The organism is Confluentibacter flavum, from assembly GCF_002843175.1.
GTDB lineage: Bacteria > Bacteroidota > Bacteroidia > Flavobacteriales > Flavobacteriaceae > Confluentibacter > Confluentibacter flavum.
Genome location: NZ_PJEO01000017.1, coordinates 159,832 through 180,672 on the forward strand (window position 1 = coordinate 159,832; position 20,841 = coordinate 180,672).

Annotated in this window: 14 protein-coding genes and 1 tRNA gene; 3 read left to right on the forward strand and 12 right to left on the reverse strand. The window is 34.3% G+C overall.

What is annotated here, in order from left to right; genetic code table 11:
- The first annotated feature begins 49 nt into the window (after window positions 1-49).
- On the forward strand, window positions 50-979 hold the full coding sequence (locus tag CSW08_RS06855; RefSeq protein WP_106659167.1) for an SPFH domain-containing protein: 930 nt from the start codon (window positions 50-52) through the stop codon (window positions 977-979).
- A gap of 33 nt (window positions 980-1,012) precedes the next feature.
- Here CSW08_RS06855 and CSW08_RS06860 read toward each other — a convergent pair whose 3' ends face one another.
- The 4 genes from CSW08_RS06860 to CSW08_RS06875 form a co-directional block, all read right to left on the reverse strand.
- Window positions 1,013-1,222 (reverse strand): hypothetical protein, encoded by a 210-nt coding sequence (locus CSW08_RS06860; RefSeq protein WP_106659168.1) that lies wholly within the window; start codon window positions 1,220-1,222, stop codon window positions 1,013-1,015.
- A gap of 77 nt (window positions 1,223-1,299) precedes the next feature.
- Entirely contained in the window at window positions 1,300-2,457 is a 1,158-nt protein-coding gene (locus CSW08_RS06865) for a GNAT family protein (protein WP_238987215.1), read from the reverse strand.
- A gap of 65 nt (window positions 2,458-2,522) precedes the next feature.
- A complete protein-coding gene (locus CSW08_RS06870) occupies window positions 2,523-3,005 on the reverse strand; it encodes a DUF1761 domain-containing protein (RefSeq protein ID WP_106659170.1) in 483 nt (160 codons plus the stop codon).
- 78 nt (window positions 3,006-3,083) lie between these two features.
- Window positions 3,084-5,087, reverse strand: coding sequence for a glutamine--tRNA ligase/YqeY domain fusion protein (locus CSW08_RS06875; protein WP_106659171.1), 2,004 nt, complete (start codon window positions 5,085-5,087; stop codon window positions 3,084-3,086).
- A 96-nt stretch (window positions 5,088-5,183) separates the two neighbouring features.
- On the opposite strand from CSW08_RS06875, the gene folB reads away from it, so the two are divergent.
- Together folB and CSW08_RS06885 are read left to right on the forward strand one after the other, a co-directional pair.
- Entirely contained in the window at window positions 5,184-5,546 is a 363-nt protein-coding gene (folB, locus tag CSW08_RS06880; RefSeq protein WP_106659172.1) for a dihydroneopterin aldolase, read from the forward strand.
- Between the two features lie 116 nt (window positions 5,547-5,662).
- Window positions 5,663-5,733: transfer RNA gene (locus tag CSW08_RS06885), tRNA-Cys, on the forward strand.
- 32 nt (window positions 5,734-5,765) lie between these two features.
- Here the strand turns inward: CSW08_RS06885 and CSW08_RS06890 are convergent.
- The 8 genes from CSW08_RS06890 to CSW08_RS06925 all read right to left on the reverse strand — a co-directional run bounded on the left by CSW08_RS06890 (window position 5,766) and on the right by CSW08_RS06925 (window position 20,545).
- Window positions 5,766-6,446, reverse strand: a complete 681-nt coding sequence (locus CSW08_RS06890; protein ID WP_106659173.1) for a LysE family translocator — start codon at window positions 6,444-6,446, stop codon at window positions 5,766-5,768.
- Between the two features lie 126 nt (window positions 6,447-6,572).
- Window positions 6,573-8,873 carry a beta-glucosidase BglX gene (gene bglX, locus CSW08_RS06895; protein WP_106659174.1) on the reverse strand — a complete coding sequence of 767 codons (2,301 nt, stop codon included), beginning with the start codon at window positions 8,871-8,873 and terminating at the stop codon, window positions 6,573-6,575.
- Between the two features lies 1 nt (window position 8,874).
- A complete protein-coding gene (locus tag CSW08_RS06900) occupies window positions 8,875-9,984 on the reverse strand; it encodes a glycoside hydrolase family 16 protein (protein WP_106659175.1) in 1,110 nt (369 codons plus the stop codon).
- A gap of 62 nt (window positions 9,985-10,046) precedes the next feature.
- Window positions 10,047-10,934 carry a glucan endo-1,3-beta-D-glucosidase gene (locus CSW08_RS06905; RefSeq protein WP_106659176.1) on the reverse strand — a complete coding sequence of 296 codons (888 nt, stop codon included), beginning with the start codon at window positions 10,932-10,934 and terminating at the stop codon, window positions 10,047-10,049.
- An 11-nt stretch (window positions 10,935-10,945) separates the two neighbouring features.
- Window positions 10,946-13,033 carry a hypothetical protein gene (locus tag CSW08_RS06910; RefSeq protein ID WP_157831435.1) on the reverse strand — a complete coding sequence of 696 codons (2,088 nt, stop codon included), beginning with the start codon at window positions 13,031-13,033 and terminating at the stop codon, window positions 10,946-10,948.
- Window positions 13,034-13,046: 13 nt separating this feature from the next.
- Entirely contained in the window at window positions 13,047-14,528 is a 1,482-nt protein-coding gene (locus CSW08_RS06915) for a RagB/SusD family nutrient uptake outer membrane protein (RefSeq protein ID WP_106659178.1), read from the reverse strand.
- A gap of 9 nt (window positions 14,529-14,537) precedes the next feature.
- Entirely contained in the window at window positions 14,538-17,555 is a 3,018-nt protein-coding gene (locus tag CSW08_RS06920; RefSeq protein WP_106659179.1) for a SusC/RagA family TonB-linked outer membrane protein, read from the reverse strand.
- Window positions 17,556-17,782: 227 nt separating this feature from the next.
- A complete protein-coding gene (locus CSW08_RS06925) occupies window positions 17,783-20,545 on the reverse strand; it encodes a helix-turn-helix and ligand-binding sensor domain-containing protein (protein WP_238987216.1) in 2,763 nt (920 codons plus the stop codon).
- Between the last annotated feature and the right edge of the window lie 296 nt (window positions 20,546-20,841).

A 20,841-nucleotide genomic window follows, 5' to 3' on the forward strand; every position in this document is an offset into this window, starting at 1 on the left:
AACATAATTTTTGTATATTAATTCTCTAACTTTTTTTAAAACCTTTATCATGTCTGATTTTATTTATCTCCCACTCATTTTCTTAGGATTAGTTATTTTAATCTCATCCTTTTTTACTGTTAAACAGCAATCTGCGGCCATTATTGAACGTTTTGGTAAATTCCAAAGTATCCGCCATTCTGGTTTACAATTGAAAATTCCTTTAGTTGACCGGGTTGCTGGTCGCCTAAGTTTAAAGATTCAACAGCTAGACGTTATTATTGAAACCAAAACCTTGGATGATGTGTTTGTCCGTTTAAAAGTATCGGTACAATATCGAGTGATAAAAGATAAGGTTTATGATGCTTTTTATAAGCTAGACTACCCACACGATCAAATTACCTCTTATGTGTTTGATGTGGTTAGAGCCGAAGTACCCAAAATGAAATTAGATGATGTGTTTGTAAAAAAAGATGATATTGCCTTGGCAGTAAAAGCAGAGCTTAATGATGCTATGTCAGATTATGGGTTTGATATTATTAAAACCCTAGTTACCGATATAGATCCAGATGCCCAAGTAAAATCTGCCATGAACCGTATTAATGCGTCCGATAGAGAAAAAACAGCCGCTCAATATGAAGGGGATGCGGCCAGAATTTTAATCGTTGAAAAAGCAAAAGCAGAAGCAGAAAGCAAACGTTTACAAGGACAAGGTATTGCCGACCAACGCCGTGAAATTGCCCGTGGTTTGGAGGAATCTGTCATGGTTTTAAACAAAGTTGGTATTAACTCGCAAGAAGCCTCTGCGTTAATTGTGGTAACACAACATTATGATACATTGCAATCTATCGGTCAGCATACCAATAGTAACCTTATTTTATTACCAAATTCGCCACAAGCAGCAAATAGTATGTTAAATGATATGCTTGCCAGTTTTACGGCCAGTAATCAAATAGGTGAAGCAATGAAAAATGCTAAAAATAAAAAGAAAGAGGAATAACCCTGTTAGCAAAACTTCAATTAAGCCCCAAAATTATGGGGCTTTTTTGTACTCATCAACCATTGAGTCAAGACTATTTAAATAATCCTCTAAATCTTTTTTATCTATTTGTGAATCATCATTACTTTGTGGTAATGTTATTCTAGTTTCATCCAAATATTTTTGTAGCTCAGGGTAATTTTCTTCTATACTTCTTACGCGTTCACTTATCTTGGTCAATAATTTTTGTATCGTCGCATCCATAATAAAAAATGTTTAATCTTAAAATTACGCTAAAATGAAGACTTATCAAAAGTAATGGTGCTAAAAACTTGTTAAACTTAATCCTTAAAAGGATGCCTTGCTTCCCATTTTTGAGTTGGATCCATTAATTTAAAAAGCTGTTTTAAGATACTATTTATAAATTTGTTCGTGTGTTTCACATAAACCACCATTTGTTTCGGAGTGGCGCCGACAGAAGATTTAATTTCCATAGCGGTTCTAGCATAAACAACATTTTCAAACTTATTGTCGATAGCAAAATTTGCCATATCATAAAGCATGTTTAGGTATAATTGGTTTGGGTATTGATGTTCCGTATCATAACCTAAAAAATAAGTTTCTAAATTTTTGCCATTTAAAATTAGGGAGTAAAAACCAACTAATTCTTCATTTAAAAAATAACCATAAACTTTAAATCTGTCTTTTAACTCTAATTTTAGACTATAAAAATGGTTTTCCGGAAGAAAAAATGTATTAAACTTGGCGTTGTTAGATACATTTAAATATAGTTTGTAAAGACTTTTGGATTCCGTTTTCACAGTTATGGTATCCAACTCAATAAGTTTAATGGCGCCTAATTTCTTTTTTGCTCTTTTATATCTATCTCGATATTTCTTGTTAAAATCTTTAATGTAATCATCATTTAAAACCCAACTTGGTTTTATGGGCATAGCCATATTTGGTTGAACAGATACTTTATGTAGTTTATAGGTATTGAAAAAACCTTGTTCATTATGAATTAAATTGTCTTCATAATAATCCTTAAACATAATGGCTCTTATGTTTTTATGCTGATTTTGTTTAATGTTCTTTTTAAGCGCTTCTATGGCCTCATACACTGTATTTAAATATTCTGCTTGGGTTATTTTATCGGACTGAAAAAAAACACCATGTTGGCCAGTATGGGTTAGGTTGCCAACAACCAACATATTGCCTTTTACAACTTTGGAAACCATAGCCCTGAAAAACTCCTTAAAACAGGACACTTTCGTTTGCCTAAACATATCCTTTAAGTACAACTGAACCCGTTGAATGATAGCGACGCCTACTAATTCATTGTCATTAAAAACGCCCACATAAAACAGTTGGATATTATCTGGAGACGCATTTTCCAAAGCTTTTAAATAGTGGCGCTGTAGAAAAATATCATGTTTCACAATGCTATCCCAAATCTTGGGAAGCTCTTTATAAGAATAATAGATATGATATGTTTTCAATAGAAAAATAAAAGACCGAAGTTATAACACCTCAGTCTTTGTTAATGTTAAAAATCTATAAAATATTATTTCCAACCACAAATAATACCGCCCATAATACCTAAAGTAACAATCCAGTAACCAACGTTTATAAAAATATATTTCGCGCTTTTATGTTCGAATACGGCATTGGTCCCTAAAATAGGCAATGCAATAAAAATACCCGCAAAAACACCATGAAACACGCCATGCTTAAAGGTTCTAAAAGCATCGCCGTAAACATCTAAAAAGGCATTATATTCTGGTAATATTCCTAATTCGCCTTGGGCCAAGCTATAAACGCCCATTTGATGAACGACAATAGCTGGCATAGCCGATGCTAATATAAAGGCAAACAATAAGGCCAAGCCAAATATTTTAAACATATTGCCGGTTTTTAATTGTTCTTCAGACATACCCGCAGCTTTCATCCAAGCGGTTCCAAAAACTTTGGGGTTGTACCAAACAAAACCAACAACCATTGCCGAAAGTGCGGCAAGAACGATTGCAACAGGGTTAATAAAATCCATAGTAGCTAGTTTAAAGTTAGGATATAAATATAACTAAATTTATTATAAGTACTTGTTTTTTAGAAAGATATAACTATATCATACCAATTGTGCTTCTGATTTCAACAATTCATTGTCGTCTTCTAAAGCCTTTGCAATAAATTCATTAATTTCGGTATTAGATTGTAATCCGCCTTTGAGCAAAACATCCAAAGCAATGGTTACGGCTATTCGAGTCCCAACCTTCTTTGCTGCTGTATTAAATAAAGGTTGTAGGTCTTCGTAACTAATATCTTTAGCCAATTCTTGAATTTCTGCCTTCGCTTTTAACTGTTTTTCCTCTGGAAAATTGGTGAATTTTTTACCTAATTGCTGAATAACATCAATGGCTTTCCTTTGTGGTTGAGACGTATTGTTTTGCTGTTTATTTTGAAGATTATTTGTGTTTTCAACAGGTTTTTGTTTTTCCCAAGAATCTCTTAATCCAACCGTTTTATTGAACACTAATTTCTCTTTTGTGGAATCGTTATCTACGTTAAAATAACCAATGCGTTGAAATTGAAACCGCTCTCCTACTTTAGCATCTTTTAAACTTGGTTCCACAAAAGCATCGATAATCTTTAATGAGTTCGGATTTAAAAACTCCATAAAATCCTTTTCAGAATGGCTATCTGGTGCTTCGTCCACAAACAATCTGTCATACTCTCTAACTTCTGCTTTAATGGCGTGCTTCACAGACACCCAATGCAATGTGCCTTTCACTTTTTTTGAGGTGTCTTCAGAATACGTACAATGGATTTCAGTAATGTTTCCGTTTGAATCTTTTAAAACACGTTCTGCCTTGATAATGTATGCATTTTTAAGACGTACTTCGCCTCCTAATTTTAACCTGAAAAAATTGTTTCCAGCGACTTCTTTAAAATCTTCTTTTTCAATATACAATTCTCCTGAAAATGGCACTTTTCTATAACCAGCAGAATCATCTTCTTGATTATTCTCAGCTTCCAACCATTCTTCCTTACCTTCAGGATAATTGGTAATTACTAGTTTCACAGGGTCTAAAACCGCCATAACCCTAGGTGCGGTTTTGTTTAAATCCTCACGAATGCAAAACTCCAATAAGGATACTTCAATAACATTATCTCGCTTAGCAACACCTACCGTTTCAACAAACTTTCGTAAGGAGTTTGGTGTATAGCCTCTACGTCTTAACCCCGAAATAGTTGGCATACGCGGGTCGTCCCAACCTGTTACAATCTTATCTTCTACCAATTTGAGCAGTTTACGCTTGCTCATAATGGTGTAACTTAAATTCAAACGCGCAAACTCTCGTTGTTTTGGTTTCAGTTTATCTTCATCAATAATTTGCTTTAGAAACCAATTATAAAGCTCTCTGTGAGGTTTAAATTCCAAGGAGCATAAGGAGTGTGATATTTGTTCAATATAGTCGCTTTCTCCATGTGTCCAATCGTACATGGGGTAAATACACCAATCATTACCTGTTCTATGGTGATGCTTTTTTAAAATACGATACATAATAGGATCCCGCATCAACATATTTGGGTGTTGCATATCTATTTTTGCACGAAGAATGTGTGAGCCTTCTTCAAACTCCCCCTTTTTCATGCGTTCAAATAAATCAAGATTTTCGGCTACGCTTCTATTTCTATAAGGTCCATCAATACCTGGCTGTGTAGGTGTTCCCTTTTGTTCGGCCATAGCTTCACTCGATTGTGAGTCCACATAAGCCTTGCCCTCTTTTATGAACATTACTGCCCAATCGTAGAGCTGTTGGAAATAGTCTGATGAAAACAGTTCCTTATCCCAAGTATACCCTAACCAAGCCACATCTTCTTTAATGGCATCTACATATTCTTGTTCTTCTTTTGCTGGATTGGTATCATCAAAACGTAAATTTACCGGCGCATTATATTTCTCTCCCAAACCAAAACTTATACCAATGGCCTTGGTATGCCCAATATGTAAATAGCCGTTTGGCTCTGGAGGAAACCTAAAACGCAATTTGCTTTTTGGTAATCCATTAGCCAAATCTTCTTCTATAATTTGCTCTAAAAAGTTAAGTGGTTTTTTTTCTTCAGACATAAATGTATGGTTGCAGTTTCTTGTGGATAGAAACTAATTTTTTAAACAAAATATTGTGTAAAATTAGGTAATTTTGGTGACTTAAAAATAGTAATAATGGGAATTATAAAAGTTGAAAATATTCGGGTATTTGCTCATCATGGTTGTTTAAAAGAAGAAACTAAAATAGGTAGCAGCTATCGAGTAGATTTACAAGTTGAGGCTAATTTACAACCATCAGCCAAATCCGATAGTTTGAGTGATACCGTTGATTATGTGTTTTTAAACCGAATTATTAAAGAAGAGATGAACAAGCCTTCTTATTTACTAGAAACGGTTTGCAGACGCATTTTAGATAGGATTTTTAATGAAGATAAACTAGTAAAAAAAGCAACTGTTTGGGTTAGTAAATTAAATCCGCCTATAGGTGGTGATGTGGAATGTGTTACGATTAAAATGACCGATAAGCGTAAAAAATAATTTTTAACAATATTAAAGTCTTATTTTTTTTTACATTTGCAAACTGATTCCCGTTGTCACGGGAATGACAATTTCAATTGTTTATCAAAATTATTTTGATAGATTTTTTTAAAATTGGTGTCGTGGCCGAGTGGCTAGGCTCAGCTCTGCAAAAGCTGCTACAGCGGTTCGAATCCGCTCGACACCTCAATAAAAGCTTTCAGTTTACTCTGGAAGCTTTTATTTTTTTGAGTTAATTTTCTCAAATCTTTCCTTAATCATTTCTTTTTCCTTAGGGAAAAATCCTTGGACTAAAAGCAATGCCCCAAACCCCAGAATCACTAAAGCTATTATTTTTTTGGTTTTGAATATTCTTTTTGGTGTTAACCTATGTTTTAGTTTTTTAGCTAAACTCATTTTTATCAAATCAATTAAAAAATAAACAATTAAAATAGTGCTCAAAAACACAACCACGCCGTCTTTAGATTCTGTTAACGTATTGCCTATCACAATAATAGCAACCCATCCCAACAAAACACCGATATTAATAAAATTGAGTAAAAACCCTTTCAAAAATAGCTTTCCGTACTTTTTTTGAATATCTACTTTATGATATTCCTTAACAATGTCTCTAAACGATTTTGATGTTTTAATGAATGAAATAAAACCGTAAATGAATAATAAAACTCCTCCGAAAATTAAAAAATTAGGATCGTCTTTAATCTTTTCTAAAAGCTTATTGGTGCTAAAAAAGGCTATCAAAATAAAAACAATATCTGCTAGCATAACACCAAAGTCAAAAATTAAGGCGCTTCTAAAGCCTTTTGTAGCACTTGTTTCAAGAAGCACAAAAAAAACAGGGCCTACGGTAAATGCCAATAGAATGCCAAAAGGAATTGCTCTTAAAATGTCTTGTAACATCACTTACTTAGAGGGGTTCGTTACAAAGAAAAGAAAAAAAGGTATGCTAACCAATAACATACCTTTAAACACTAACTAAATTGAATACTAAACTAACTTTTATGTTTATGATAAAAATATCATGGTTTACTTAATGGATTGTTTTTCAATTATAAAGTTAGACTCTAAAACCGTTTTCGAACTTCCTCCAACATATACTTTAAATTCACCAGGTTCCAGCACAAATTCTCCTTCATTATTAAAAAATCCTAGGTCATTTTCTGATAAATTAAATTTGATCGTTTGTTGTTGATTTGGCTTTAATTCAACCATTTGAAACCCTTTCAACTCTTTTACAGGTCTTGTTATACTTGAAAACACATCTTGAATATATAGTTGCATCACCTCTTTACCAACTACTTTTCCTGTGTTTTTAATATCTACAGAAACATTAAAGATGTCATTTGAAACTTTATCAACCATCAAATTGGTATATGCAAAAGTGGTATAACTTAAACCATGTCCGAATGGGTAAAGGGGATCATTGCTTTCGTCTGTATAATGGGACCAAAACACTTCATTTGGAGCAGGAAGAACAGGCCTGCCCGTGTTTTTATGATTATAATAAATAGGCACTTGACCTACGTTTCTTGGGAAAGACATAGGTAGCTTACCACTTGGGTTATAATTACCGTACAAAACCTGTGCTATGGCGTTCCCGCTTTGTGTGCCCAATTGCCACGCTTCAACAATTGCTGGAATATGTTTATCTGCCCAAGTTATTGTTAAAGGTCTTCCGTTATTTAGCACTAAAACAATGTTCTTATTAACCTTATAAATAGCCTCTAAAAGTTCTTGTTGTACGCCTGGCAAACCTAAATCTGTTCTGCTTCTAGCTTCACCACTTTGAAACCCATGTTCACCCAAAACCATGACGACAATATCTGCTTTTTTAGCTGTTTCAATTGCTTCTGGAAATCCACTTTTATCCTCGGTATTAATATTCAACTCTATGGCAAATTCTGTTTTACCTATCGTTAAATCTGCTCCTTTTGAATAGGTCAATTTATTGTCTGGATATTTTTGCATTCCTTCCAAAACAGATACTGCCGTACTGTCTTCGGCCGCTATTCTCCAACTTCCTAACGGACTGGTTTTATCGGCTGCCAAAGCACCAATTAAAGCGATGTTCAAACCATTCGTTTTTAAAGGAAGTATTTCATTTTCGTTTTTAAGCAGAACAATGGATTTTTTAGCCATGTCTAACACAGCGTCTTGAATTTCTTTACTTCCTGTTACTTCTTTTTCTCTAATTTCATCACAATATTTATAAGGGTCTTCAAAAAGACCTAATTCAAACTTGACTCGTAAAATACGTTTTACGGCATCATCAATAAGAGATTCTTTTACTTTTCCTTCTCTTACTAAATTAGCCAATTCATCAACATAAGCATACGATTCCATATCCATATCCGATCCAGCGATAACCGATAATTCTGCTGCTTCCTTCTTATCTTTTGCATAGCCGTGTGCTATCATTTCGTTAATGGACCCCCAATCTGAAACTACGAACCCATCAAATTGCCATGCATCCTTTAAAATGTCTCTTTGTAAATAAGCATTACCTGTCGCAGGTACGCCGTTTAGTTCATTAAATGAATTCATAAACGTTCTAACCCCAGCTTTAACTGCCGCCCTAAATGGTGGAAAAATAATATTGTTAAGCGTTGACGTGCCAACGTCTACAGTATTATAATCCCTTCCTGATTCAGAAAAACCATAACCTGCCCAATGTTTAGCACAAGCAGCAATGGTTTCTGGAGATGATAAATCATCACCTTGAAATCCATGAACCCTAGCCATGGCTATTTCTGAGCCTAAATAGGGATCTTCACCGGCTCCTTCCATAACACGTCCCCAGCGAGCATCCCTTGAAATATCAACCATAGGTGCAAAGGTCCAGTTTATACCTGCCGCCGCAGATTCCTTTGCAGCAACTTGGGCTGATCTTTTAATGGCTTCCAAATCCCAACTCGCAGCTTCGGCAAGCGGTATTGGACTTAATGTTTTATAACCATGTATCACATCAAAACCAATTATTAGGGGTATCCCAAGTCTTGTTTCTTCAACAGCTATTTTTTGAACAGCCCGAACTTCTTTTACCCCTCTTACATTAAGCATGGAACCTACATAGCCTTTTCTTAAATGTTCATATTTCTTGGCTGCGTCACCATCTAAAGGTTGGGGGCCTGTAACATCCCAAAATCCATTGTATTGATTCATCTGACCAATTTTTTCCTCTAATGTCATTCTAGATAATAAATCGGCGACTTTCTTTTCTATGGAGTTGGTTTTATTTTCAATGGAACTATCCTCTGAATTTTCTTTACAAGAAACATTGAAAATCGTTAAGATAATGATTAAAATACCTAAGCTAGTTTTCTTCATGTTATTGATATACTTTTATGTAATCTATCTCCATTACAGATTCTGTAAAATTTGGATCTATAGAAAACCAGCTGCCTCCCATGGCAACATTTAAAATTAAATACTGAGGTGCAAAATATGGCCAATTGCTACTGTTTTTAACTGTTGGCTTATAACTATACTTTAAGTTTCCGTCTATAATAAAGTTTAATTCATGCTCTGTCCACTCTAAACTATATACATGAAATTCAGTAGCATAATCGCTTATGGTTGTTTCGCCAACTTTAGTGTTTGGGCAACCTCCAGAACATGATGTTGTATGTGTTGCGCTAGAAACAATGGAAGGGTTATGTCCCCAATGTTCCATGATGTCTATTTCTCCACAAATAGGCCAACCAACCGTATCAATATTGGCGCCCAACATCCATATGGCGGGCCATGTTCCAGAGCCACTTGGTAGTTTCGCTCTAACATCAACTCGTCCATAGGTGAAATCGAATTTTCCCTTAGTTAATAGTTTCACAGATGTATATTCAGACCCTTCATAGTTTTCTTTTTTAGCTATTATTTTTAATATGCCGTTTTCTACTTTTACGTTATCTGCTCTGTTTGTGTAATATTGCTTTTCGCCATTACCCCAGCCGCATAGGTCCGGACAACCATTACCTACATCGTAACCCCATTTGGAGGCGTCTGGAGCACCATCTGTATTGAATTCATCAGACCAAACTAATTGTGGACCACTTTCAGTAACAAAAACAGCCACTTTTTTAAAATCGCTTATACTGTTACCAGTGCTAGAATATGCAAAAACCGTTATGACGTACTCATTTAATCCTTCTGTAATACATGTATAATTGAATTCGCCATTAGCCTTTTTTATTTCTGCATCGCTTCCTACTTTAAAACCATAAGAAACGGCATCCGTTGCTGTGGCGGTACATGTAATATTACCTGAACCATCACCACCTGGATTTGTGGTACTTGAACCTGAAATAGTTATCGTAAATGATAGATTTTTTGGAATTATTTTTTGTGGTTCCTCTATTATTTCGGAATCATTTCCTCCTCCTGAACAGGACAGAAGAAACACTAAAATTATATTGGTTATATAAAGCATTTTTTTTAACATTTTTTCTTTTTTAATTTAAAATAGGGAGATTTAATACTCCCTATTCTAATACATTGTCTTTTCTATTCTGGAATTAGCCTAAACCACCAATCAAATTCTCCTTTTCCATCTGTAGTCCGAAGAATCATTTCGTCCGCAGAACGGCTAAATATCTGATAACTATGGTTTCCTCCCACATAATATCCAATAAAACCAATACCAGTTAAGCTTAAAGTTTCAACACCACTAGGCGCTGTTAAAACCCATTGAGCCGTGTATGACCCAAATGTATATTGTTCTATATCTGCACCGTTTACAGTGCCTCCTGATCCGCCCAACTCATTAATTAATGGGTCGCGTCCAAACACAAAACCATCTGCGCCTACGTTGTGTGTAAATGTTCCATCTATATTAAAAGTATATCGGTCGTCATACATTCCTGAATTAGCTTTATCTCCTGGAGCAGCACCATAATATTCAAATTCTGCCCCTCCTATTGGTCCCAATCCGAAGTGTTTATTAACTTCTGAAGCTATTTTCCATGTTCTTGAACTATTGGAAGTAAGCATGGTTAATAGATCTGCTGGTGGTTCATACAATGCCAATACGTCCACTTCAATAGTTTTGCTAGACGAAGCGCCTCCAGTTCCAAAAGCAACTACAGTAACTGCATAGGTATTAGTGCCAAGCATTGTAAACGTGTGTGACGCACTTCCAGATTTTTGAAGTTTTGTTTGTCCTTGTACTACAAAATGATACGCTGTAGCATTATTGGCTGTTGCAGACAATTTAATTTCACCACTACCCAACCCTGGTGCGGGAGATTCTGAATCATTATCTATATAAGTAACCGATACTTCAATGTTTGAAGGCGTTACAATATTTCCGAAAGTAAGATCGTCTTCTTGACAGCTTGTAAAAGATAAAACTGCTATGAATAAGATACTTAATACATTATTTATTTTTTTCATCGTTCTAAATTTTAATTATGGAAATAAAAATTATCGATATATACTTTTGCTCCAGAAGATTCAAAGATTAACTGCGTAATTGCTGAAACATCTGTGGTATAATTTACTAAAGGAATATCGACACTTACCCAAGTTCCTTGAGTTATATTGGCTAAGTATTCTATGTCTTCTTTAAGTGGATTGCCATCCCCAAAGTTTGTGTTAACCAATTTTAAACCAAGTGTGGTGGCATCTGGTGTAAAATAATCAAAATGAGCGTATTTAAAGCCTGCTAAATTGGTTGGGTTGCCATAATCGGTTACGATACCTGTGTAGTTTAAAGCTTCATATAACCAAACGTTATTGGTCCCAATTTGTATGGTAGCTAACGTAGTGGATTGCCCCCAATTAGGATTCACTTCATTTAAAACAACATTGGTATAGGCATCACTAAAAATAGAAACAACGCCACTTTGGTTTATGGTTGGAGACGGTGCTGCAACTGTTGGCACACTACCATCGCCATTAGTATAAAAATATAGATTATCGATATATACTTTTGCTCCAGAAGATTCTAATACTAATTGTGTAATTGCTGAAATATCTGTCGTATAAGCAGACAAAGGGATATCGACACTTACCCAAGTTCCCAGAGTCACACTAGATACATATTCTATATCTTCTTTAAGTGGGTCTCCATCGCCTTTTGTTGTGTTAACTAGTTTTAAACCAAGAGTTGTTGCATCTGGTGTAAAGTAATCAAAGTGAACAAAAGTCATTCCTGTTAAATCAGTTGGATTACCATAATCGGTTACTATACCCGTATAATTTAAAGCTTCATAAAGCCATGTATTATTCCCTTGAATATTGACGCTTGTTAAAGTAGTAGATTGCCCCCAGTCTGGATTCAATTCACTCAAACCTACGTTAGTGTAAGCGTCACTAAAAATAGATACCACATTCGCTTGTGGCGCTGTTGGCGATGGTGCGCTAACGACTGGTGCTGTTGGAATGGAAGATGGTTTATAAAAATAGATGTTATCTAAAAATATGGTTCCCGATCCTCCACCAGGTAATGCTGCACCAACAAACTTGAATTGGAAAATATCTGCCATAGATAATCCTTGATCTGTAAAATCACTTAATGGAATATCGATACTCACCCATTGGTCGGCAACAAGCGCTTTTGAAACAGATTTTTCTCCTGTTGCTACACTTATTGGGAAAATTTCAAGAGCAGCTAAATCGGCTGTCCAAACATCGATGTGTAAATACTCCATAGAAGAAGCGTCTATGCTAGAACCAAAATCGATACCTTGATAATTTAAATTACCATACTGAATGATATTATTTCCATTAACATCAATTTCAGTATAGGTGGTAGATTGCCCCCAATTAGGATAAAAATTCACACCTGTTAAGTTTGTGTAAGCATCACTATAAATTGAAATTACATCTGAATCTTCACGTCTTGGAGGCACCTCTGGATTAGTAATGGGCTGTAAAATAGCTGTAACCTCAAAATCTTGGGTGTATTCTGTAGTTGCAACAGCACCGCCCATAACAACAACTCTAATGGTATAAGTTCCAGCTTCTTGGTATGTATAACTTACAGCTTCACCAATGTTGCCAACAACAGGATCGTCATTACCAGGTTCTCCAAAATACACCTCAAAAGACATAGCAAAATCTGCTGTTGCTACAACATTTACCTGTTTAGATAGTGCAGCATCATTCTCTATGGTTACTACTAAATTTTCTGGTGCTTTGAAAGACACGACTATATCTTTGGTAACCTCGCTTTTTAGTCCAGTGATACCAATGGCTTCTATTGTAACAGTGTAATTGCCCTCGGCATACACATGGACTGCACTAGAACCTTGTTTTACGTTCATTATTTCTGAATTATCACCAGGTGTTATGTTATATGAAACAGCGCCTTCTGCGCTCGGCGTTAAAGTTACTAAGCCCGAATTATCTTGTGTAATTTGAAACAAGGCTGAGACGTTGGTTGGTGCTGCAACATTTTCGATAAAGCTTAAATCATTATCGTCTTCCGTACAATTAAAAAAGACGATTAAAATGATGCTTAAGCTAAATATATATTTTAATGTTTTCATCTGTTTATGTTTTTTAGTTTTCGTATCCAGGATTTTGGTTCCAAGTACCTCCTGATAATTCAATTTCTTGAATAGGAATAGGGAAAAGTTCATGTTTGCCAGCTTGGAAACCAGGTATTGTCCCGGCGGCTCTTCCTGTCCTAACCAAGTCGAAGAAACGATGACCCTCACCCACTAATTCTACACGACGTTCTTTATAAATATCATTTGTAAGATTACCTTCTGTCGTTGTGACATCACCTAACATAGCCCTGTTACGTACTTTGTTTAGATAATTTTGTGCTCTTGTATCACTTATAGCTCCTCTGTTTAAAGCTTCTGCCGCCATTAATAATACATCAGCATAGCGAATGACCCTTGTGTTATTTGGATTTGTTAATGCCGCATCTGGACGGTTAGCGTCACCTAAGCGCGCTATATATTTTCTATTAAAATAGCCCGTTTGCTCATATCCAGCGCCTTCATCATAGCTAGCTGTTGGATTTTCTTCTATCCACTTTTCAATATCTAAAATGGAATAGTCTAATCTAATATCCCCGTCTTCAAAAGCATCAACCACATCTTGAGTAGGTACATTAAAACTATATCCAAAATCGAATACGGGACCAACATAGCCCCTCACGCCATTAAAACCTACTGCATAATTACCTTCCAAACATTGAAAACAATCGTAAGACCCACCATCAACATCAGAATATTGTATTTCGAAAACAGATTCTATATTATTTTCATATTCGTTCTCCCACATTAATGGTGCTGTAGCGGAAGGCAGAAGATCATGAGGCCCATTATTGATTAATGCTTCTAGTACAGTAGCCGCCTCAGGGAATTTTCCTTGATATAAATACGCTTTCCCTAACAATGCTTCGGCAGCTCCTTTTGTTATTCTTCCGGTTTGACTTTGTGTATAAGGCAAATTGGCTGCAGCAAAAATCAAATCTTCTTCTATTTGTGCATAAACTAGCTCTTCAGGGGTTCTTTCTAAAGCAAATTGATCACCATATTGAATGCGTTTATCTACTACTAAAGGCACATCGCCAAACCATTTTACCAATTCAAAATAGTAGAAAGCTCTTAAAAATCTTGTTTGAGCAAGTACGCTGGTTTTGTTAGGGAAATCCGTTTTATCTTGAAACTCCATAATGTAGTTTGTTCGATTAACACCTGTGTACATCCATGTCCAAATATTGCGTAGTTGTGCATTTATTGGTGTATGAATCATATCGTCAATTTCTTGAATGCCAGGTGTATCAGTTGCGCTTTCTCCACCAGCAAGCGTATTATCGGAAGCTATTTCGGCTACTTGAAATTGTTGCGCTGTTGCTTGTAAATAATCGTATGCAGCAATTAGTGCGTCTTGATAATCGGCTTCTGTATTGAAAAAATCCTCTGAATTTTCATCTTGCGAAGGCACATCGATAAAATCATCAGCACATGATAACACGGCTAAAAAAGCAAGTGAAACAAGGATATTTATAGTTTTTAAATTTTTCATAATACTTAATTAAAATTTTAAGTTAATTCCTAATAAAAATGTTTTAGCACTAGGATAAAACCCTTGGTCTATACCTCCTCCAAGCGGTGCGCCGCTTGAAGCAGTAGGATCGAAACCTTTATATTCTGTAAGTGTGAATAAATTGCTAGCCGAAACATAAAGACGTAGATTGGTGATTCTAGAATCTTGAAACACGTCGTCTGAAAACGTATACCCTAATTGTACATTTTGTAAACGAACAAAGGATCCGTCTTCTACATAAAAATCTGAAAACAACGTATTTGGTGTTGCACCGTTTGAAACTCTAGGAAACGAATTACTTGTTCCCTCTCCAGTCCAACGTGCTAAATAAGAATTTGTTCTGTTGGTAAGTTGTTGACCACGTTCGTAATTTCTAACAATTTCATTTCCAACGGATGCGAAGGCATACGCAGCAAAATCGAAATTCTTATAATCCAAGGAAATATTAAGACCCATGGTAGCATCAGGTATGGGGCTGCCGATATTACCCATATCATCTTCGGTAATAACACCATCTCCATTTTGATCTACATATTTAATATCTCCTGGTTCTGGCTGAATATCTCCAACAGCTGAAGCATCAATTTCTGCTTGATTTTGAAAAATACCATCTGTTTCATATCCGTAAAAATAGCCTATTGGAAATCCAGCTTCCATTCTAGATGGTGCTGGTTGGCTTATGCCAAAACCACCACCAATTAAGACACCTGTATTGGTATTTACATATAAAACTTCATTTTTAATATAAGTGACATTATACTTGATGCTGAATTTAAAATTGTCGTTAAAATTATCTGCATAACCAATCGCAAATTCTAATCCTGTATTTTCAACAGTACCACCATTAACTACTGGCGCTCCACCTGTACCCAATAACCCAGATACCTCTGGTATAACCAATAAATCTTCTGTTCTTTTTTTAAAATAATCCGCTGTAATATCAAGCTTGTTATTTAAAAAACGCATATCTAAACCAATATCAAGCGTTTTTTGTTTCTCCCATCTAATTTCTGGGTTAGCAATACCCCCGCTGGCAGTACCTATAAATTCTTGATTATCAAAAATATAAGTACCTTCTCCATTTAATAGTGATATATACCTGTAATCTGGAATTCTGTCATTTCCTAAAATACCATAAGAGGCTCTTACTTTTAGCAAATCAATAAAACCATTGTCTTTAAGAAAATCTTCATCGGAAACTACCCAACCAATAGAGCCTGAAGGAAAGAAACCAAACCTATTTTCTGGTCCAAACTTGGTTGAACCATCACGTCTAATCACTGCGGACACTAAATACTTTCCCTTATAGTCGTATTGAGCTCTAGCAAAATATGATAATAATCTAGAATCGAATGTGGGGTTTCTACCTGTAAATCTATTGATGTTTTCAATGTCCTGGGCTTGTTCTAAATTGGCATATGCCACATTATTATTGATAATGTCAAATCCTGTAGCTCCTGTAAATTCGCCCGTAGTTTTAAATACCGATGTTCCTAAAAGGAGATTTACATTATGTACATCATTAAACTTATTTTCGTATTTAATAAAGGCATCAAAGGTGTAGTCTCTAAAATAATTTAAGCCTTCAAAAACACTACTTCTATCAACATTACTGTTTTTTCCACTACCAAAATTGGCAATAGGATTAAACACTTTTGACCTCACTTCGGAATAGTTAAACTGAATGTTAGATTGTGCTGTGAAATGATCTAAAAAGTTATAAGATAATCCAGCATTTCCACTTAGTCTCATAACTTTAGATCTATCAAAAGTATCATCAATTTGAGCTAGCGGATTAATAACTTCTCCTCCTAACCCTTCAGCCAAAGTATAATTGCCCTCTTCATCATAAACTGAAAATGTTGGTGCCATATTAATCGCGTTGAAAAGCACTGAAGAATTTGAGTTTTCTGGAAGATTTCTTTTATTGGTTCGCATTAAAGTAAGACCAGAGGTGAATTTAAAATTCTCTAAAAAATCTAAGTTGTAACTCACATTATTTGTAAAACGTGTGAAGTTTGATTTGTTACCACCAACAATACCATCTTGTGTTAAAAACGAACCGCTATAAGAATAATAAGATTTTTTACCACCGCCTTTAAACAAAATACTGTGATTTTGAATTGGTGCTGATTCAAATACCAAATCTTGCCAATCTGTACCAACCCCTAAACCAGACAGACTAGGAAAAGGCGGCGTGTTACCGCCCGCAGCATAGGCTTCATTAACAATGGCTGCATATTCGGTTGCATTTAAAACAGGTATTTTTCTAGTGGTTTCTTGAAAACCTCCAAACGCATTATATTCTACTGTTAGGGGCATTTCTTTACGACCCGTTTTGGTTTTTATAAGTATGACACCATTTGCGGCCCTAACACCATAAATACCTGCTGTAGCATCCTTAAGAATGTTTATGCTTTCAATGTCGCTTGGATTTAAAACACTTAAATCTTCAATAACGTTCCCATCTACTAAAATTAAAGGCCTGCTGTCTCCATTAGTAGATACACCTCTAATACTAATTGTTGCACCGCCACCTGGAGTACCCGATTGAGATGTAATATTGACACCCGCTACTTGACCTTGTAAAGCTTGTTCAATTCGTGTTGGCTTTAAGGCTTCGATACTTTCGCTAGAGATAACACTAACGGCACCGGTAATTTCTTTTTTAGTTTGTGTTCCATAACCAATGACCACAATTTCATCAAGTTTTGCGATATCTTCTTGAAGCGTAATGGTTAAATTCGAGTTATTGGTAATAACCACCTCGTTCGTTAAATACCCTATATAACTGAATGTTAATGTTGAACCAATTTCTACATTAGATACTATAAAGTTGCCATCAAAATCAGAAACCGTCCCTATAGTTGTATTCTTAACTACAACATTTGCCCCAGGGATTGGGATTCCACTTTCATCCTGAATTACTCCACTTACCTCTACATTTTGGGCACTAGAATATGCTACAATGAATAAGGTTAGAATTTTAAAGAGATAATGTCTCATATATTTTAGTTTTAGTTTGCAATAAAAATAATTTGATTGTTTGATATTCTATAATTTTAAACCGCAACAAAAAACATACATATTAAAAAACCATCTGTTTTTTTAGTAAAACACCAATAAAACAGATGGTTTTTGAGAATAATATATTTATAAAACTTAATGTATTTAGTAACTCAATTTGTTAATGTTGTGGTGTTGTATAGGTAAAAATCATGTATGTTGTGTAATCATATTTTTAAAATATAATCCGTTAAGCTTGCATCGTGTTCTAAATTCATCTTTTTTCGAAGTCTATATCGTTTTACCTCTACACTTCTTGGTGAAATGTTTAGTAGGGGCGCTATTTCTTTAGAAGATAGATTTAACCTCAAGTATGCGCAAAGACGTAGGTCGTTGGATGTTAAAGAAGGATGTTGCGTTTTTATTTTTTTCAGGAAATCTTTATCTGCGTTATTAAAGGCCTCTTCAAAAGCATGCCAATCGTCAGTATTATTCAAATTTTTATCAATTATCTTAATAACCTGTTTTAAATTTTTATCGTCTTTTGTTTTTTGTAGCTCTTTTTTAATATTGTTTAAAAATTCATTCTTCTTAATTAAGCTCATCGTAGAAATATCCAATTCCCTATTTTTATTTTCAATATCTTGTTTTAGTTTATCGTTATTAAATCGCATTAATTGCTCTTTATTTTCAAGTTCTTTTAATTCTAATTCTTGCTGCGTTTTTTGAAGTAATTTTTCCCTTTGCTTTTTATAATATTGTTTGTATATATTATGCATTAAAACAGAGAATAGCAATATAAAGAGAAAGTAACCTGCTATTGCTATGTTGGAAATATACCAAGGTCTCTCTATGCTGAATGTATAGCTTTCTGTATTTTCAGAAATTTGATTTCCTAATCGGGACCTAACATAAAAAGTGTAATTTCCATAAGGTAAATTTTCAAATAGAGCACTTGAATTAGCTGACCATGTACTCCACTCTTCATAAATGCCATTTAACTTAAATTGATATTCGGGTATATTATATTTTTCATACTCGGGCGTACTAAATTCTAATTCAATATTGTTTTCATTACTTTTAAAATCACCTGTTAAAGATTTATCTATTAAATTGGATTTATAACCATGCTTATAAGTGCTTATTGAAATAGAGGTGATATTAATTTTAAATGGCTTACTAACCATTTTATCTAAGTCAATTAAAATATAGCCTTGAGAGGTGCCGTACAGATATAAATTATCTTTTAAAAAAGCTATGTTTTCATAACCGGAAACATCATTTCTTAAACTACTAGGCAATGAAATTTTATTAATATTAGGAATGTTGCTTAACTTTCTAGGAGATACATAACTAATATTATAATTCGAAAAACCCCATAACTTACCAGATTTAGAATCTACAACCAGTTTTCCAGAAGTATATTCGTCTTTATTAAATAATTCACTAAAAATGGTGTCTTTAATGAATTTTTGTGCTTTTATATTGTATTTAAAAACACCTTCATTGTAAGCATATAAGATATTTCCATTATATTTTATAAGGCTTGATTTAGCCCCTTTTGAAACAGATGTATCTTGAAAAACCGTTTTTACTTTAGTTAAATCGTCCTCTAGCTTTATTTTAAAAACGCCTTTATATTCATGACTTACAACAACCTCCGTTGAGTTAAGCATTTCAAAATACCTGCTTGAAATATCAAACCCATTAATTTTATTTTTTAGTTGCCATTTTCCATTAACTTTTTCAATAATATTTAATCCATTATAATTACCTTGTAACAATACATCCTTTTTGTTCTCAATTCTTTTTATCCCCCACGTTCCTAAAACATCAATTGCCAACTTAGCCTCTCTTTCTTCTATAAGAAAAGTTCCGGAATTATGACCGCAAAACAGCGTGTTGTCTATATTAGTTAAACACCAAACAGCCCCTTGAGTGCCATCAATTAATTTAAATTCATCTGTATTGGAGTCTATTGGCTTATAAAACAAACCTTGATTGGTCCCAAGATATAAATATCCGTTAAAATTTATGGAGGTATTTACAGAGCCAACATTTCCATGTTGATCTTCGTATATACTAAATGGAGATTTTATATTTATGCAATTAATACCATTCTCTAAACCTAACCAAATGTTGTTTTCTACGTCTTCAAAAACAGAAAGCACGGTATTATTGCTTAATCCATTAGTATGGTCTATTTGATAGTTAATATCTCCCTTAGGTGTTAAGTGAATAACACCACTTGAAATGCTTCCCAATAAAAAACTTTTATCTTTTAATTGAGTACTGCTATAAATTCTAATTTTAGACAAAACTGTATTTGCAGAAATCTCCCATTTTTTAAACTCAATGTTTTCCATTTGATAAAAACCATTGTCCTCGGTTTGAAATAAAATGCGACCATGATGATAAAAAATATTAACAAGTAAGTTTTCGTTTAAAATGCGATTATTTGAAATTAATTTTGATTTTCCATTTTCAATTTCATATACGCCATCTTTAACGCTTTGAAAATAAATACTTTCATTGACCTTAAACATTTTATAAATGGTGGTATTCGATGCAATGATTAAATAGGTTTGTTTTTTTTGATTGAAAACATATATTCTGCTTAATGATTGAAATAAAATAAAATCATCAATAGAAATAATTTTCCAAATTTCTTCATCATCTAGAAAAGAAATACCTAGTTTTTCGGAAAGTGAGGTATATTCTAATTTACCGTAGCTATTTCTATTCCAATAACCAAATTCTCTATAACTACCGGTATAAATGGTGTTGTCAATTACTTCTACAGATCGTATAGTGGTTTGGTTTATAGAGGTATAAAGCGTCCATTTTGCGCCATTAAATTCTAAAAGACCTTTATTGTTAGCAGCATAAATATACTTTTCCTTAGATTGTGAAATCGACCAATTTTGATTTTCAGCTTTATAATCTGCTGGCGTATAAACTTGAATAGGTGGGCGTTCTTGAGATTCCAAGAAGAAACAAGTATAAAATATAAAAAGAAAGAAAATTAGTTTAGTTGGCCCCAAAACAAAATTTGTTATGTCACTAATTTAATAAAAATAAGGCAATAAAGAATTTTTATAAACGAACTATCCTCGAGGCAGAGCCATAGCGATATTTCCCTCGTTTCATTTTGAACTTTGTACCAAAAATCAAAATTCTCTATTTGGATTCCCTCCCGATAGCTATCGGGATTCACGGGAAATCGAAGATTCGACGAAGTCAATGACAATTTCAACGGAAACCCCGACGCAAAGCGTCGAGGAAT